Annotated in this window: 10 protein-coding genes; 6 read left to right on the plus strand and 4 right to left on the minus strand. The window is 55.8% G+C overall.

Annotation, left to right across the window (positions count from 1 at the left end; translation table 11 throughout):
• Positions 1–26: 26 nt before the first annotated feature.
• Positions 27–686, plus strand: coding sequence for an SGNH/GDSL hydrolase family protein (locus FJ695_RS05230; protein ID WP_141184456.1), 660 nt, complete (start codon positions 27–29; stop codon positions 684–686).
• A 2-nt stretch (positions 687–688) separates the two neighbouring features.
• Here the strand turns inward: FJ695_RS05230 and FJ695_RS05235 are convergent, their stop codons facing one another.
• Entirely contained in the window at positions 689–1,204 is a 516-nt protein-coding gene (locus tag FJ695_RS05235; RefSeq protein WP_141184457.1) for a hypothetical protein, read from the minus strand.
• A gap of 10 nt (positions 1,205–1,214) precedes the next feature.
• Entirely contained in the window at positions 1,215–1,478 is a 264-nt protein-coding gene (locus tag FJ695_RS05240; protein ID WP_209010931.1) for a DUF1674 domain-containing protein, read from the minus strand.
• Between the two features lie 157 nt (positions 1,479–1,635).
• Between FJ695_RS05240 and htpX the strand changes: the two genes are divergently transcribed.
• The 5 genes from htpX to FJ695_RS05265 all read left to right on the plus strand — a co-directional run bounded on the left by htpX (position 1,636) and on the right by FJ695_RS05265 (position 10,092).
• Positions 1,636–2,595, plus strand: a complete 960-nt coding sequence (gene htpX / locus FJ695_RS05245) for a zinc metalloprotease HtpX (protein WP_141184458.1) — start codon at positions 1,636–1,638, stop codon at positions 2,593–2,595.
• A gap of 145 nt (positions 2,596–2,740) precedes the next feature.
• A complete protein-coding gene (gene rsmB, locus FJ695_RS05250; RefSeq protein WP_141184459.1) occupies positions 2,741–4,117 on the plus strand; it encodes a 16S rRNA (cytosine(967)-C(5))-methyltransferase RsmB in 1,377 nt (458 codons plus the stop codon).
• Positions 4,118–4,337: 220 nt separating this feature from the next.
• Entirely contained in the window at positions 4,338–6,128 is a 1,791-nt protein-coding gene (locus FJ695_RS05255; protein ID WP_247653844.1) for a heparinase II/III family protein, read from the plus strand.
• Between the two features lie 74 nt (positions 6,129–6,202).
• Positions 6,203–7,819, plus strand: a complete 1,617-nt coding sequence (gene purH, locus FJ695_RS05260; protein ID WP_141184460.1) for a bifunctional phosphoribosylaminoimidazolecarboxamide formyltransferase/IMP cyclohydrolase — start codon at positions 6,203–6,205, stop codon at positions 7,817–7,819.
• 167 nt (positions 7,820–7,986) lie between these two features.
• The gene (locus FJ695_RS05265; protein ID WP_141184461.1) at positions 7,987–10,092 is read left to right on the plus strand and encodes a methyl-accepting chemotaxis protein; all 2,106 of its coding nucleotides are present in this window, start codon (positions 7,987–7,989) and stop codon (positions 10,090–10,092) included.
• A gap of 36 nt (positions 10,093–10,128) precedes the next feature.
• Here the strand turns inward: FJ695_RS05265 and FJ695_RS05270 are convergent, their stop codons facing one another.
• Both FJ695_RS05270 and FJ695_RS05275 read right to left on the minus strand, forming a co-directional pair.
• Positions 10,129–11,511 carry an MFS transporter gene (locus tag FJ695_RS05270; protein WP_141184462.1) on the minus strand — a complete coding sequence of 461 codons (1,383 nt, stop codon included), beginning with the start codon at positions 11,509–11,511 and terminating at the stop codon, positions 10,129–10,131.
• Positions 11,512–11,621: 110 nt separating this feature from the next.
• The gene (locus FJ695_RS05275) at positions 11,622–16,433 is read right to left on the minus strand and encodes an NAD-glutamate dehydrogenase (protein ID WP_141184463.1); all 4,812 of its coding nucleotides are present in this window, start codon (positions 16,431–16,433) and stop codon (positions 11,622–11,624) included.
• Positions 16,434–16,449 lie beyond the last annotated feature (16 nt).

Here is a 16,449-nt window from a genome sequence, read left to right on the forward strand (position 1 = left end):
GACCTTAACGACCAAGCAGGGCATCCATGCGTTCAGAAAAAGACCCAATTTCCGTTGTCTGCTTCGGAGATTCGCTGACTTGGGGGTTTGTGCCCGGCAAAAAGTCCCGCTATGGCCATGACGTCCGGTGGACCCGGCTTCTGCAAAAGGAGCTGGGGCCGGAGTTCTATGTCATCGAAGACGGCGTCAACGGGCGCACAACTGTGTTCGAAGACCCGGTCCGGGGCGACAAGAACGGATTGGAGCATCTGAAAACAGTACGCAAAACGCATATGCCGATCGATATTCTGATCATCATGCTCGGCACCAACGATCTGCAAGACCGGTTTCAAATGAGTGCGGATGCGATTGGTCTGGCGATGGGGCGGATCCTGTTTGCCGCAACCCAGCCGACCGATGATGTCGAAGGTCGTGCGCCAAAAGTTCTTCTGATGGCCCCGCCGCCGCTGGGTGATTTTACCGGCAAAGAATACGAAGGCATCTATTCCAATGCTCATGGCAGCGAACAGTCAAAGCGTCTGGCGGATGTGTACCGGCAACTGACTGAAACCTACGGCGTTGCCTTTTTTGATACGGGCTCCGTGGTGTCGGTCAGCAATGTGGATGCGGTGCATTTGGAGGCTGAACCGCAGAAGGATCTGGCTAAAGCGATTGCGAGTGAAGTGCGTTCACTTGTTTCCGCTTGATTTCAGATTGGCAGCACTTCAAATGCCTTGCGCAATCGTACCTTGACCGATCCCGCTGTTTCGGTCTGTTCCGCCCGTTTGAAAATTGCAAGCGCTTCTGTTTTGAATTCCGGAAACTGCTTGGCCAGGATGGAAAAGGCATAGTAGCCCCACGCTCGGATCAGCTTGGCATCGGAGATCATGGACTCTTTGATGAAAGCATAGAGCAGCCGTTTGACCGCTTCGGTCAGTTCAAGACGATCCAGATACTGCAGCACATGCAGCTTGGCTTCCCAATGGGACAGCGGCGCCAGATTGCAGAGATGTTGGCGCGTCAGATCTGCCGGGAGACTAAGTCCGCTTTCCAGGGAATGTTTCAGCAGCCAGGTGGCGGCGCGATCACAGGTTGGCTCGGAACTCAGCTGAACCAGTGAAGCTAACCAGTCGTCCGTATGCGTCGTGTCCGCATAAAGATCCAGAAGCGGTTGCGTGTTCTTGCCGTCCCACGCAGCCAATCTTGCTTTCAGATCATCAAACATGCTGCGGGTCTCAAAAATCCACCGTCAAACCCTTGATTTCCCAGTCGTCATAGCGCGTCGGTTCCAGGCCGCCGCGGCCATCGACTTCTTCCGGCATGGCGTCCTGTTTGGCGTCGATCTCCTTGCGCCGGTCTTCGGCTTCTTTCAAAGCGCGCTGGGCGGCGGGAGGCAGATCTTCAAATTTCCGTTTTGGCGCTTCGGCCACATCCGTTTTAAGGGACGGGACTTCGGTGGCCGTGAAATCGGCGGTCGATGTATCTTTGGTATCGGTCATGGTTTGGCGGTCGCAGCTTGGCTGTCAGGCGGATTTCAAAACTCTGGTGTTATATAGGCTAAACTTGCCAAGATTGGCAGTCATACCCATGTTGAAGGCCGGATAATGTTATCGGGCGCATTTGCCTAAACAATCAAAGGAAACGGATCAAACGACGATGAATTACGTTCGCACAGCCATGCTGCTGGCAGGAATGACCGCTCTCTTTATGGGCGTCGGCTTCATGATCGGCGGACAAGGGGGCATGATGATTGCCCTTGCGATTGCGGCCGCAATGAACCTGTTCAGCTATTGGAACGCGGACAAGATGGTTCTGCGCATGCATCATGCTCAGGAAGTCGATGAACGCTCCGCGCCAGAGTATTACGGCATGGTCCGCCAACTGGCACAGAATGCCGATCTGCCGATGCCGAAAGTTTTTATCATCAACAACCCGCAGCCAAATGCCTTTGCCACCGGCCGGAATCCGGAAAACGCAGCTGTTGCCGCGACTACGGGCCTGCTTGAGATGCTCAGCCAGGAAGAAGTGGCCGGCGTGATGGCGCACGAGCTCGCGCACGTGAAAAACCACGACACGTTGATCATGACGATCACAGCGACGATTGCCGGTGCCATCTCCATGCTGGCGAATTTTGCCTTCTTCTTCGGCGGCAACCGCAACAATCCGCTCGGCATAATCGGCGTGATCCTGATGATGGTGGTCGCGCCGATGGCCGCGATGGTCGTGCAAATGGCGATTTCCCGGACCCGTGAATATGCTGCTGATCGCATGGGCGCGCAGATCTGCGGTGAACCGATGTGGCTCGCTTCTGCCTTGGCCAAGATCTCAGGAGGCGTGGAACGGATCCACAATCCGGATGCAGAAGCCAATCCGGCGACAGCCCACATGTTTATCATGAACCCGCTGTCCGGTGAGCGGATGGACAATCTGTTCTCTACTCATCCGAACACGCAGAACCGGATCGACGAGCTGCGCAAATTGTCTGAGGCCGGATTGGGCACCGCTGGCCGGGGTACTTATGCCCAAACAAGCGCTCCGCACTCCGGTCCCTGGGGCGGTAAATCCGGTACCCGGTCCTATGATGAACCGCCGCGCTCGAAAGGCCCTTGGGGCTGAGGAATCAACAGAGACTTCGAAAATCCTTGGCGATTGCCAGGCCAAGATCTAGAATGAATTTAGACGCGCCGCAGCCGGATCCCGGACTGCGGCGCTTGATTTTGACACCGGCAGCGTCTCATCGGCTGCCTATCAGGACTGTTCCGTGACCAAAACTCCGCTAAAAAAGAATAAAGCCCCAAAGGGCAATCCGGCCGATAAAAAAGACAAGCCGGGGTTTGCGGCTCGTAAGGTTGCCGCGGATATCCTTGGAAATGTGGTTCACAAAAAGCGTCCTTTAGACGGCGAATTGGACATGGCCTCTGGTCACTCCGGTTTCCGGGATTTAGCCGCCAATGACCGCGCACTCGTGCGGGCAATTGCTGGAGCCGCCCTTCGGCACCGCGGCGAAATCGCGGAGATCCTGAGCCGTTTGCTGGATCGGGATATTCCAGAGAAAACCGGCCGGGTGCTCGATATTCTTCACGTCGCCATCGCGCAAATGCAGTTTCTGGATATTCCGGACCGGGCCGCTGTCTCGATCGCCGTCGATCATGCGTCGATGGACCGGCGCGCACGGCCCTATAAAGGTCTTGTGAACGGTGTTTTGCGCCGTCTTGGCCGAGAACGTGACGAGATCACAACTGATATTGATGCGGCCCGGATCAACACGCCGGACTGGCTCTGGGAGAGCTGGCAGGAGGCTTATGGGGAAGAGGGAGCCGCTGCCATTGCCAAAGCGCATGAAACAGAAGCTGCGCTCGATCTCACCGTAAAATCCGATCCGGATGGCTGGGCTGAAAAACTTGAGGGCACGATCGTTGGCGCGGGAAGTGTCCGGCTGACCAAAAAGGGTGCCGTTGATGCTCTGGAGGGATTTGAAGATGGAGCCTGGTGGGTTCAGGACGCGGCTGCAGCCCTGCCAGCGCGGCTGCTAGGTGATGTTTCCGGTTTGAAGGTCGCAGATCTTTGTGCTGCTCCGGGTGGTAAAACCGCACAGCTGGCTGCTGCCGGAGCAAACGTGACCGCCGTTGATATTTCAAAGGGCCGTCTCAAGCGGCTTTCAGAAAACATGACCCGTCTTGGTTTGTCCGTCACAACGGTCGCCTCAGATCTCAGGGCGTATGAACCGGACGAACCTTTTGATGCCATCCTGCTTGATGCGCCGTGCAGCGCGACCGGAACGATCCGTCGCCATCCGGACGTGCCCTGGATCAAGAAGCCATATGACATTGAAAAACTGGGTGAAATTCAACGGGAATTGCTCGACCGGGTGATCTCCTGGGTCAAGCCCGGTGGACTTCTGGTTTATTGCACGTGTTCCCTAGAGGCGGCAGAAGGCGAACAGCAAGTGGCGCAGTTCCTGGAGCGGAACAAGGATACGGTTGTTATGTCACCCGTCGATCCATCGGAGATCGGCGACCTGGTCAACAGCGTCACAGCGGAAGGCTTTCTTCGCTGCCGTCCGGATCATCCAGCCAGACCGGATGACAGCCTTTTCGGCATGGATGGTTTTTTCGCAGCCCGTTTCAAGAAGCTTTAACGCAGAATAAACACTTCAACTGTCATGATTCTCTAAAGCAATTGCTAACCTTAATAGTCGGTTTAAGAACTGGTTCTTGGCCACTTGAATGGAGAATACCGATTATCACGCTTAGACCATCAGTATTGGAGATGGTCCGGTGACGAATGCCACCTTCTCGGAACGCGGGCGTATTTGGGGCCTGGTGGTGTCGTATTTCTGGCAACGGACCCGAAAGTGGATGCATGGCGGACCAATCTCCCGCTTGCAGCCATTTTCTGCCGTGCCTGAACGCTTGCTGATCGCACCGCAGGATTTAAGAACGGCAGACGCGACCAATGCCGCGGATATCTATGGTGGGCGGTTTCTCTTTTCCGGTCACCTGGTCGAGACACAAGGCCGCTCTCCCTTTGAGTTGCAAGCTGTCCATGAAGATTGGCAACGCGAATTGCACAGTTTCGGCTGGCTCCGGGACTTGCGCGCGGCCGACAGCCAGATTGCCCGCCAGAACGCTCGGGCCTTGGTGGAAGACTGGATTCGCTATTGCGGCCGCTGGCATCAATATGGCTGGGAAGCTCCGGTGGTCACCCGCCGGATCCTGTCCTGGCTGGCCCATTCGCCGTTTATTCTGCAGGATGGTGAGCACGATTTTTATCGGGCCTTCATCAAATCTCTGGCCCGTCAGGTTCACTATCTGCGCCAAACCATCAACGAAACCGAAGACGGTGTCGAACGGCTACATGCGGCGCTCGCCATCGCGTCTGCCTGCATCTCCATGGCCGGGCAGGGAAGATTTGCCCGTCAGAGTATCCGGCGGCTGGATCAGGAACTGGCCCGCCAGATCCTTCCCGATGGCGGCCATATCTCCCGCAATCCCCGGGCGCTGATCGATATTCTCGCCGATCTTCTGCCGGTCCGACAGGCCTTTGTCGCTCAAGGGCTTGAAGTGCCGGCGGCTATGGTTCAGTCGGTCGATCGGATGATGCCCATGATGAAATTTTTCCGTCATGGCGATGGGGCGCTCGGCCACTTCAACGGTATGGGCTCCACACCGAGCGATCTGGTGGCAACAATCCTGGCCTATGACGATGCGCGCGGTGCACCGCCGTCTAACGCACCGCATTCCGGATATCAGCGGCTCAGCGGCGGATCGTCCGTGGTGCTAATGGATGCTGGTCCGGCTCCGGAGATTTCGCTCTCAGGCGATGCCCATGCAGGCTGTTTGTCGTTCGAGTTTTCCTCCGGCGTGAACAGGATCATCGTCAATTGCGGGGTTTCTCCAAAATCCAATCCGGTGTGGCGTAAAGTCAGCCGGTCTACAGCGGCTCATTCCACAGCCTCGATCGACGACACATCATCCTGCCGGTTCTTGTCCGAAAAGCCGTTTGGTCATCTGCTTGGCGCTCCGATTCTCTCCGGTCCAAGGAACGTTGAGCTGGCTCGGGAAGATGATGCTGCTGGAAGCCGCCTAATTGCGTCCCACGACGGCTATGCGGCCGATTTCAATACAATGCATGAACGCGATCTACGCTTGTCCGCGGATGGAACAGTCCTTGATGGCATAGATACTTTTCAGGCAACCGGTTCGGTGGACCCTGATACCCTTTATACCATCCGGTTCCATTTGCATCCGGCACTTAAAGCTTCTCTGATCCGGGCGGGGTCTGCGTTGCTTCTGGTTTGCCGCGATGGGGAAGCTTGGGAATTCGAAGCGCCAGGCATCGAAATCGCATTGGAAGAGAGCATTTATCTCTCAGATGTCTTTGGTCACCGGAAATCGGAACAAATTGTTCTTTCCGGACCGCTGGAATCGGCTCCGTCTGTTGGATGGCAATTCCGGCGGACTGCGACTGCTAAACTGAGCCGCCGCGGCACCAATGATTTTGATGAAACAGAAGAATTGCCGTTAGAGGAACCAGCGTCAGAGGTTGCAGAACCAGCTGAGGGTACTGATGTGGAAACTGGAGAAACACCGGACGATACCTCTGCAAATCAGACTAAGGACGAAGAGGGACGCCAAGATCCCATCTGAAACCTTCCGCTTTTCAGCAAGACGTGTTAGGGCGGCGCCACATTCCGCACCGTTCCAGCTGAGAGGCAGTCCAGATGGCCATCGTGTCCAAAGCCGTTCCCGTTCCAGAATATGTTCCTGTCAAACGCGCCCTTTTGTCTGTTTTCGACAAAACCGGGCTCGTGGACTTCGCCAAGGCTTTGGCCGATCGCGGCGTGGAACTGGTTTCGACTGGCGGCTCCTATAAGGCGCTGAAAGACGCTGGCCTCGCCGTCCTTGATATCTCTGAAGTCACCAATTTCCCGGAAATCATGGATGGCCGGGTGAAAACGCTGCACCCGAATGTCCATGGTGGTCTGTTGTCTATCCGCGACGATGAAGACCACCAAAAGGCCATGGCCGACCACGGAATAACCGGAATCGACCTTTTTTGCGGCAATCTATATCCTTTTGAGGAGGTGGTGGCCTCTGGCGCGGACTACGCGACCGGGATTGAAAACATCGATATTGGCGGTCCGGCCATGACCCGGGCGGCGGCAAAGAACCACGCTTATGTGACCGTCGTTACGGACCCTGCCGACTATACGTCTGTGATAGAAGCGCTCGACGCCAACGATGGAAAATCACCAATTGCTCTTCGCAAAAAACTGGCCTTGAAAGCCTTTGCCCGCACGGCCGCATATGATGCGGCTGTTTCCAACTGGATGGCGGATCAATTGGAAGAAGCTACCCCGGCTCACCGCGCGGTTGGTGGTGCGCTTTCGGAAGTCATGCGTTACGGCGAAAACCCGCACCAGACAGCTGGATTCTACAAGACCGGCGAAAAGCGCCCGGGCGTTGCCACCGCAACTCAGCTTCAAGGCAAGACGCTCTCCTACAACAACATCAACGACACGGATGCTGCCTTCGAACTGGTCAGCGAGTTTGACCCGTCCCGCACAAGCGCTGTTGCCATCATCAAGCACGCAAATCCTTGCGGTGTAGCCGAAGGCTCCAGCCTCAAAGATGCTTACGAAAAAGCCTTGCGCTGCGATCCAGTTTCAGCTTTTGGCGGTATCGTTGCTTTGAACCAGACCCTTGATGCGGCGGCAGCGGAAGAAATCGTCAAGGTTTTCACCGAGGTCATTATTGCGCCGGACGCCGATGAAGCGGCCCGCGAAATCATTGCAGCCAAGAAAAATCTGCGGCTGCTGACGACTGGCGGCCTCGCCGATGCCCGGGCCGAGGGGCTGTTTGTGAAGTCCGTTGCAGGTGGTTTGTTGGTTCAGTCCCGGGACAACGGTGTGGTCGATGACTTGGATCTTAAAGTCGTGACCAAACGCGCGCCGAGCGATCAGGAAATGCAGGACCTGAAGTTTGCATTCCGGGTGGCCAAACATGTGAAATCGAATGCCATCGTTTATGTCAAGGACGGAGCGACGGTCGGGGTCGGTGCCGGTCAAATGAGCCGGGTGGATTCTGCCCGTATTGCTGCGCGTAAGGCGCTGGACGCCACAGAAGCCGCGGGGCTTTCCGAGCCGCTCACAAAGGGCTGTGTTGTGGCATCCGACGCCTTCTTCCCCTTTGCTGATGGCCTGCTTTCTGCGGCAGAGGCGGGCGCCACGGCTGTCATTCAGCCAGGCGGTTCCATGCGTGATGAAGACGTCATCAAGGCGGCCGATGAGGCCGGCCTTGCCATGGTCATGACCGGGATGCGTCATTTCCGGCATTAAGTTTGGAAATATTGCAGCTTTTACTATTGGGACAAACTGCATTTCTTTGTGGGTGCAAATATTCCGTAGGCCTTTGAATATCTTGTTAATCTCCGGTGGCTAACTTGACCAAAACAGCGGCAGATCACTTCTGCCGTTGTGATTCGGTTGGTCAGCGGAGAATAGCCGTGTTTAAGAACGCAAAGGTCACAACAAAACTTGTTGGTGTGAGTGTCGCCACCCTTGCTGTCGCTCTGGTTGGGGGCATCGGCGTCATCGGCTGGCAAGCCTCTGAAATGACGCATTCCCTGGCGGTTGCGCAGGCTGATGCGGTTGCCGAAGATCAGGCTCAGCTTGTCCAGCGTACGATGGAAAACGGGCTGGTGACCGCCCAGTCTCTGGCGGCAGCTCTTACAGGCCTCAAAAGCACCGGCAATCAAGATCGCGCGCAGTGGATGGCGATCGTTGAAGAGACACTTCATAAAAACGTCGACTTCTCAGGCACCTGGGGCGCAATTCCCCATGATGGCCTCGACGGCAAGGACACCGAGTTTGTCAAAGCAGACAAGCACGACGACAGCGGCATGTGGCGGCCGTATTTTTTCCGCCTGGCCGATGGCAAACTGGGCTACCGCCCGATGGGCGATCTGGAGATGGACCAGCCCGGCAAGAGCCTTTGGTTCAACGTTCCCTACAAGTCCGGCAAAGACTACGTAACCGAGCCCTACAGCTGGGAAGCCGATGGCAAAACGGTTACAGGTGTTTCCTTCGGTATTCCAGTCAAAGAAGGTTCCAAGGTCATTGGTGTTGCCGGCGGCGATATCATGCTGACGCCTCTGTCCGACGCTCTTGGTGAACAAAAGCCACTTGGAACCGGGTCCGTACATCTTCTGTCCCAGAACGGGGCCTGGATTGCACATCCGGATGCGGCAGTTCTTGGAAAAGAATGGGCCGAAGGCCGGTCCGAGATGGATCTTGCCGTTCAAGATCAATTGCTGGCTGCAATTAACAAGGGGGAAGCTTTCTCCTATCACGGCTATTCAAACACGCTTGGCGCAGATGTACTGCGCATCGTGAAGCCGGTCAGCATTGGCCGGACTGACGCCAAACTGGCGGTCGTGGTCAATGTTCCTGAAGCAACCCTCTACGCCGCCCGTGCTCAGATCATCACAATGATCGCCGGTGTTGGCCTCGTTCTGCTGCTGGTGGTTGCTGCCTCAATCTATATTGTAGGCACCAACATAGTCCGCCGGCCGCTGGAGCGTGCTGTCGGTAGCATCCAAGCTTTGATTGACCGTCGCTACGAAGAGCCAATTCACGACACCGATCGCAATGACGAAATCGGCGAAATCAGCCAGGCCCTGGAAGTTTTCCGTGACAAGGCGCAACAGGCGGAAGCCTTGGCCGCCAAACAGGAAGAAACCCAACGCCAGCAATTGGCACGTGCTCAAAAAATCAGCGAAATCTCGCAAGACTTCGACCGCCAGATCACCGAACTGACGGGCACCGTTATGTCTCAGGTCGAAGATTTGAATGGTGCGTCTGTGACACTTACCGCTGGTGCTGATGATACCAGTGAGAAGAGCACCACCGTTGCGGCCGCCTCCGAGGAAGCCTCCTCGAACGTTGAAACGGTTGCATCCGCTGCTGAGGAACTGATGGCATCGGTCGGCGAAATCTCCCGGCAGATGACACAGTCGACTGAAATCGCTGCTCACGCGGTTGAGCAGGCGCAAACGACCAACTCCAAGATCGAAGGTCTCGCCGAAGCGGCTCAGCGGATTAGCGAAGTCGTTAAACTGATCACAGACATTGCTGAACAGACCAACCTTCTGGCACTGAACGCTACCATCGAAGCAGCCCGGGCAGGAGAAGCGGGCAAAGGCTTTGCGGTGGTTGCTGCCGAAGTCAAGGAACTGGCGAACCAGACGGCGAAAGCGACGGAAGAAATCTCCACACAGATCCAGTCTGTTCAGTCTGAAACCGCGGGTTCGGTCGATGCCATCAAGGGTATTTCGGAAACCATCGAGAAGATGAACGACATTTCTTCGTCCATTCAATCTTCTGTTGAGCAGCAAGGCATGGCGACTGAAGAAATCGCCCGCAACATCCAGGAAGCTTCTAACGGCACTCAGGAAGTTGCGCAGAATATCGTCAAGGTCGCAGCGTCAGCCGATGACACCGGCAATGCGGCGCGTCAGGTCAGCCAATCGGCCAATGTTCTGCAAAGTGAGGCTGTCCGGCTGAAACAGGAAGTCGACAGCTTCCTACAGAACGTGCGCGACGTCGCTTGATCGAAGATTATCAATGAAATGAAAGAACGCGCCGCCTTAATGGATGGCGCGTTTTTCTTTGACTAATAGCAGCAGGGCCAAACCGGCAGCAAAAAACACCAGGATGACCGACATTCCGGCCGGTTGACTGTTTGTTGCGGCAGTCACCAGCGCCACGGCCAGCGGTGCTAGAAAACTCGTAACCTTTCCGGACAACGCCAGTAGGCCGAAGTATTGGGTGATTTGTTCCTTTGGTGCGAGCTGGATCAAAAGACTGCGGCAAGAGGCCTGCAAAGGGCCAGACGCCGCACCTATGATCCCACCAAGCGTGATGAAAATCTGTTCCGGCAAGGATGCAAACAATCCGCCGTCCGGTGCGGCCGCGGTTTTGATGACAAAAAAGACCGTTGTCTTATCGACTGAGATCATGCCCAGACCGCAGATCATCAAAACGATCAACGAGAAAGCGATGACCAGTTTAGGTCCAAATCGGTCGTCCAGTTTACCGCTCAAGATTAGGCCAAGTGTTCCGGTGATTGTCAGGATGATGCCAAAGGATCCAATTTGTAGGGAGCCCCAGCCGAGTTGGCCGGCGGCATAAATTCCGCCAAAGGCAAACAGCGCAACCAGACCGTCCTTGAACACCATATTGGCCAGTAGAAACAGAAAGACGTTTCGCTGTGCCCGCGCGTGCTTGAGGCTTTCGATTAAGTCTGCAAGACCCTTCTGGATGGCAGGTCCCAATTTCTGCCGGTGATTGCTGTCCGGAACGAACAAAAACAGTGGCAGCACAAAAATCACGTACCAAATGGCCGAAAAAGGCCCGGAAGCCTGATCGCCTTCACTGGTCGTAGGATCGAGCCCAAAGAGTGGAACAAAACCCAACAATGTCTTGCCGCTGTCAGGGCTGGCCGCCAGGAAACCAAGCACAATCACCAGGGAGACAAGGCCGCTGGCATAACCGAGCGCCCAGCCGAAACTGGACAAGCGGCCGATATGTGTTGGCGGGACAAGTTGCGGCATCATGGCATTGTTGAAAACTGTGGCGATCTCGATCGACAAGGTTCCGAGCGCAAAGGCACAGAGCGCGATCACAACGCCGTTTGGGTTGCCGGGAGCCGCATACCAGAACGCCCAGCAGCACAGAACAAAGGGGACCGAAAAGCAAAATATCCAGAGTTTGCGGCGGCCTGTCGCGTCGGCGATTGAACCGAGGATTGGCGCGAGAAGAGCAATTCCGAGCCCTGCTGCCGCGGTCGCGTAGCCCCAAAGACTTTGGCCTTGTTCAGGCGTATCCGCCAACACAGAAGCGAAATAAGGCGCGAAGACAAATGTCGTGATCAGAGTGAAGAATGGCTGCGCGGCCCAATCGAAGAGACCCCAAGAGACCACTGCCCGCCGATCCGGTCTTTCAATGTCAGTTTCAGAAGCGGCAGTCATTTAGGATCAGATCTCCAAACTGTGTTTTTAATAAGAATGGCCGGCAACGGAACTGCCGGCCATTCTCACTTTAAGTGGATCTTGTGACAAACAAACCCGATTTAATAAAATCAGGTTCCGTCACAGATTTCTGCAAGCAGGCTGGCGGCGACCGAAAACTTGGATACGCTCAGGCCACCGTCCAGAATTTCAGCGACCGCCTGTGTGGTGCGCGATACCAGGGTTTCCTTTTTCTCCAGCCAGTTGCCAAAACCTTCCGCCCGGATCGCAGAGATCGCGATTGCCCGATGTGCAGAGGCAAGCGTTGCGCGGGCGCGGTCAAGAGCAAGGCCATCGTAGTAATCGTGCACTTCAAGGTCGCCGGCCATCTCGTTCATGGCGCCAAGACGGAAGTGATAGGCGACATCGAAGAAGGCGACAGCGGCTTTGTCGAGATCTGCACCGGTTTCCTCCGAGACGATGACGATGTCCGGAATGGCGCTTTCAACCGGCAGCCAGGCGATCCGGCGGGCAAGCCCCTCCGGCACACCCTTTTTGACATAGGCTTCTGCGCGGCTTCTCAGTTCTGTAGCCGGTTCCTCCGGAAGAAGTGTTTCGACACGATCGCGCAGGTCGGAAATACCAGACCGGAACCGTTCCACCACGGCGGACAGACCTTTATCAAAGGACACATTGCGTTTGAACCAGACGACTCGTTCCAAAAGCAGAGTTTGGACTTCTGAATAAAGATCCAGCTGCAGTGTCCCGTCGATCTTGGTGTCCAGGCCATCGATTTCAGAGTTGAGATCTGTCAGGTCATAGCTGTTTCTAACCGCCACAAAACCTTGGGCGATTTCTGTTGGCGTCGCCCCGGTCTGATCCATCAAACGGGTGATGAAGGTTGCGCCACCACGGTTGACCATGGAGTTCGCCAGCATCGTTGCGATGATTTCCCGGCGCAGACGGTGACCGTTGATTTCGTTCTCATAGTCATTGGCCATTTGATCCGGGAAATAGCGGAACAGTTCCCGGGCCAAGTAGTCGTCATCTGGCACTGTGCTTTCCAACAGCGCGTCGTAAAGCGTGATCTTGGCGTAGGCCAGCAAGACACCCAATTCGGCGCGGGTCAGCAATTGGCCGGCATGGTGCATTTCCTCAAGCTGAACATCATCCGGCAGCTGCTCAACAACACGGTCCAAAAGATCTTCCTGCTCCAGCTGGCGCATCATACGCACCTGGTAGCCAAAATCCTCTGGACCGCGCAGTTGGGTCATGGAGATCGCCAAGGTCTGCAGGTAATTGTTTCGCAGTACGAGAGAGGCGACTTCATCCGTCATATCGGCGAGCAGGGAATTCCGCCCATGAAGGTCGAGTTTTCCAGCTTTCACAGCCGCGCCCAGGGCAATCTTGATGTTGACCTCCATATCCGACGAGTTCACGCCGGCGGAATTGTCGATCGCATCTGAATTACAGCGGCCGCCCTTTTTGTTGAACTCGATCCGGGCCAATTGGGTCAGCCCGAGGTTTGCGCCTTCGCCGATGACTTTGGCGCCGACCTCTGGTGCGGTGATCCGGATATGATCATTGGCCCGGTCGCCCGCGTCCGCATCGGTTTCCGTGGTTGCGCGGATGTAAGTACCGATACCGCCAAACCAAAGCAGATCGACCTGCATCCGCAAAATGGCCATCATGACCTCTTGAGGTGTCGCGGAGGACTTCTGCAGGTTCAAAAGTTTGCGGATTTCCGCTGATAGCGGAATCGATTTCAGCTGGCGCGAGAACACCCCGCCGCCCTTGGAAATCAGACTGGTGTCATAGTCTTTCCAAGAGGACCGGCCCATGTCGAACAGGCGCTTGCGTTCTACCCAGGTCTTTGCCGGATCCGGATCGGGGTCGATGAAGATATCCCGGTGGTCAAAGGCCGCGACGACTTTGGTTGCCTTGGACAAGAGCATCCCATTGCCGAAGACGTCCCCGGACATGTCGCCGACACCAGCTGCCGTGAATGGTTCGGTTTGGATATCCCGGTTCTGTTCGCGGAAGTGGCGCTTCACCGCCTCCCATGCGCCGCGTGCCGTGATGCCCATTTTCTTGTGGTCGTATCCGGCTGATCCGCCAGAGGCAAAAGCATCGCCCAGCCAGAAATCACGGCCCTCGGAAATCGCATTGGCCGTATCGGAAAAGGTTGCTGTTCCCTTGTCAGCCGCGACAACCAGGTATGGATCATCGGCATCGAACCGGTTGACCCGCGCCGGTGGCAGGATCTTGTCTTCATCCAGATTGTCGGTGACATCCAGAAGCGCATTGATGAAGATCTTGTAGCTTTCGGTACCTTCTTTGAACCAGGCTTCCCGGTCACTTGCGGGTGGAAGCTGTTTGGGGACAAAGCCGCCTTTTGAACCAACCGGAACAATCACGGCGTTCTTAACCTGCTGAGCTTTCACCAGGCCGAGAACTTCGGTGCGGAAATCCTGCGGCCGGTCCGACCAGCGCAGGCCGCCACGGGCAACCATGCCGAAGCGTAGATGAACCCCTTCCACACGCGGGCTGTAAACAAAGATCTCGCGGAACGGTCGCGGTTGCGGCAGTTCGTCAATCTTCCGGCTTTCAATTTTGAAGGCAACGGTCGCCTTGGGTTGTCCAACATCATCCAATTGATAAAAGTTTGTGCGCAGGATCGATTCAATCGCATTTTGGAACCGCCGCAGAATACGGTCATCGTCGAGGCTCGAAACATCTTCCAAGGCGGCTGAAAATTCCGGCAGGAGCCGATCAGTGCCGGAATTTCTGTCTTTTTCCGAGACATCAGGATTGAACCGGAGATGGAACAGTTCCACCAACTTAGCGGCGATCGCAGGATAGTTGTTGAGCGTCGACCACATGTAGTCTTCAGAGAAGCGAATGCCGGCCTGCCGCAGATATTTGGACAGCGCCCGCAAGATCGCAACATCGCGCCAGGCCAGTCCGGCGGTCAGAACCAGACGGTTGTAGCCGTCATCTTCCGCCCGGCCGCTCCAGATCGCCATATACATGCTTTCCAGACGGCTCTGCATCTTGTCATCGAAGTCCAAGTCCTCGCCGGACCGCGCTTCCAATGTCATCTCGTGCAGGTAAGAGAACGGTGCATTGGTCGGGGTGACGCGGTAGGTCCGTTCGTTGATGACTTTGAAGCCCATGTTCTCCAGAAGCGGCACACGGGATGACAGTGGGATCGGTGCGCCCCGATGATAGACCTTGAGCGCCAATCGGTTGTTTTCCGACCCTGCCGGACAGTGAAATGTAATGGTCGTATCGCGGGTGTCGCTCAGTGTTTCCAGCTGAACAATGTCGAAAAGAGCCGACTGAGCGTTATAGACCTCTTTGTAGCCGCCATGGAATGACAAGGCGTAGCGATCGGCCAGCTTGCGGGCCTGCGCCGGGGAAAACTCCGCCTTAAGGGCGTCCCGTACAGCATCCGGCCAGTTGCGCACCATATCGGCGACAGCCGCTTCCAATTCGTCCTGATCCGGTGTTGGTGTTTCACCCTTGTCGCGGCCGACGATGTAATGAACCCGCGCAAGCGGGCCCTCGGGGTAGGTCACGTACCAGGCAGACAGACGGCCTTCATAAATAGCTGCGAGATAAGTGCCGACATTCAGGCGGACTTCTGTGCTGTAGCGATCGCGTGGCACAAACACCAAGATTGAGACATAGCGGTCGAATTTATCTGGACGGGACAAAACCCGGATACGTGGCCGTTCATCCAGCTGCAGAATTGCAGTTGAGAATTCAAACAGGCGTTCACGTTCGATCTGGAACAGTTCGTCTCTCGGAAAAGCTTCTAAAACATTCCGGAGGGCCCGGCCGGAATGGCTTTCGGAGTGATAACCGGCCCGGGCCAGAACACTGGCCACCTTACGGCGCAGGAACGGGATGGTGCTGGTTGGTTCCGTGTAGGCGGTGGAGGCGAACAGTCCGACAATTCGAAGTTCGCCGACCATTTTGCCATCATCGTCGTAGAGCTTGGCACCGACGTAATCCATATGCACCCGGCGGTGAACGGTGCTCTTTACGTTCGCCTTAGCAATGATCAGCGGTTCCGGCTTTTGCAGGAATTCCCTGATTTCCGGTGTTATCTGAACGAATTCGGAGCCGCGGCGCAGAACGCGGACGTCCGGATCCGACAGAAGGCCAAGCCCGGTGCCTTCGTGCGGTGACAGTTCGCCTTCTTCAACGCCGCCCTCGAATTTGTATTCCCGCATGCCGAGGAAAATGAAGTTGTCTTTTTCCATCCACTCCAGGAAATGGATGGCTTCCCAAAGCTCGTCACTGCTGCCCAGGATTTGTGTGGTCTTATATGTGTCGATCGCTTCGCCGAGCCGCTCTTGCATCGGTTTGAAGTCGGTGACCACTGCCCGGACGTTGTTCAATACTGTGTTCAACCGCTCATCCAGAGCCTTGCGCTGCTCCGCATCATCTATGCGGGTCACATGAATATGGATGAGGCTTTCCTGTCGGTCTTTGCGTTTGGCCGGTTTTTTTCGGGCGACGGCCGAAGTCAACACGCCTTTGTCGTCGCGTTCGACAATGAAAATCGGATGCAGAACCAGATGCACTTCCAGCTTGCTGTCCTGCAATTCATCCATAACAGAATCGACCAGGAACGGCATGTTATCATTGACGATTTCAATCACCGTCAGGTTCTTCGCCTTGCCGCCCTTTGCCCTAAAACCCGGATCTGAAATGCTCACCCGATGTGTGCCGAGGTCGTGGTTCTTGAAGTCCTGCCAAGCGTCACGAGCAAACCCGGTCAGTTCTTCTTCCGAGTAGGTCACGAGATCTTCAGCCGCGCCACGGTCATAAAAGGCGCTTGCAAAGTCCGCGAGGTCGGGATCTGCCTCGGCTAGTTTTGTGTGAACCGCGTCGATCAGTTTCAGTTTCTCGACGTCGTACTTGTCGGGCATTTTTTTCCCCTTGGGC

It is taken from the genome of Labrenzia sp. PHM005 (assembly GCF_006517275.1).
Taxonomy (GTDB): domain Bacteria; phylum Pseudomonadota; class Alphaproteobacteria; order Rhizobiales; family Stappiaceae; genus Roseibium.

Excerpts from the sequence above, each read along its gene's own strand:
- FJ695_RS05230 (WP_141184456.1), top strand. The coding sequence starts at position 27 with ATGCGTTCAGAAAAAGACCCAATTTCCGTTGTCTGCTTCGGAGATTCG.
- FJ695_RS05235 (WP_141184457.1), bottom strand. The coding sequence starts at position 1,204 with ATGTTTGATGATCTGAAAGCAAGATTGGCTGCGTGGGACGGCAAGAAC.
- FJ695_RS05270 (WP_141184462.1), bottom strand. The coding sequence starts at position 11,511 with ATGACTGCCGCTTCTGAAACTGACATTGAAAGACCGGATCGGCGGGCA.
- FJ695_RS05240 (WP_209010931.1), bottom strand. The coding sequence starts at position 1,478 with ATGACCGATACCAAAGATACATCGACCGCCGATTTCACGGCCACCGAA.
- htpX (WP_141184458.1), top strand. The coding sequence starts at position 1,636 with ATGAATTACGTTCGCACAGCCATGCTGCTGGCAGGAATGACCGCTCTC.
- FJ695_RS05275 (WP_141184463.1), bottom strand. The coding sequence starts at position 16,433 with ATGCCCGACAAGTACGACGTCGAGAAACTGAAACTGATCGACGCGGTT.
- purH (WP_141184460.1), top strand. The coding sequence starts at position 6,203 with ATGGCCATCGTGTCCAAAGCCGTTCCCGTTCCAGAATATGTTCCTGTC.
- FJ695_RS05255 (WP_247653844.1), top strand. The coding sequence starts at position 4,338 with ATGCATGGCGGACCAATCTCCCGCTTGCAGCCATTTTCTGCCGTGCCT.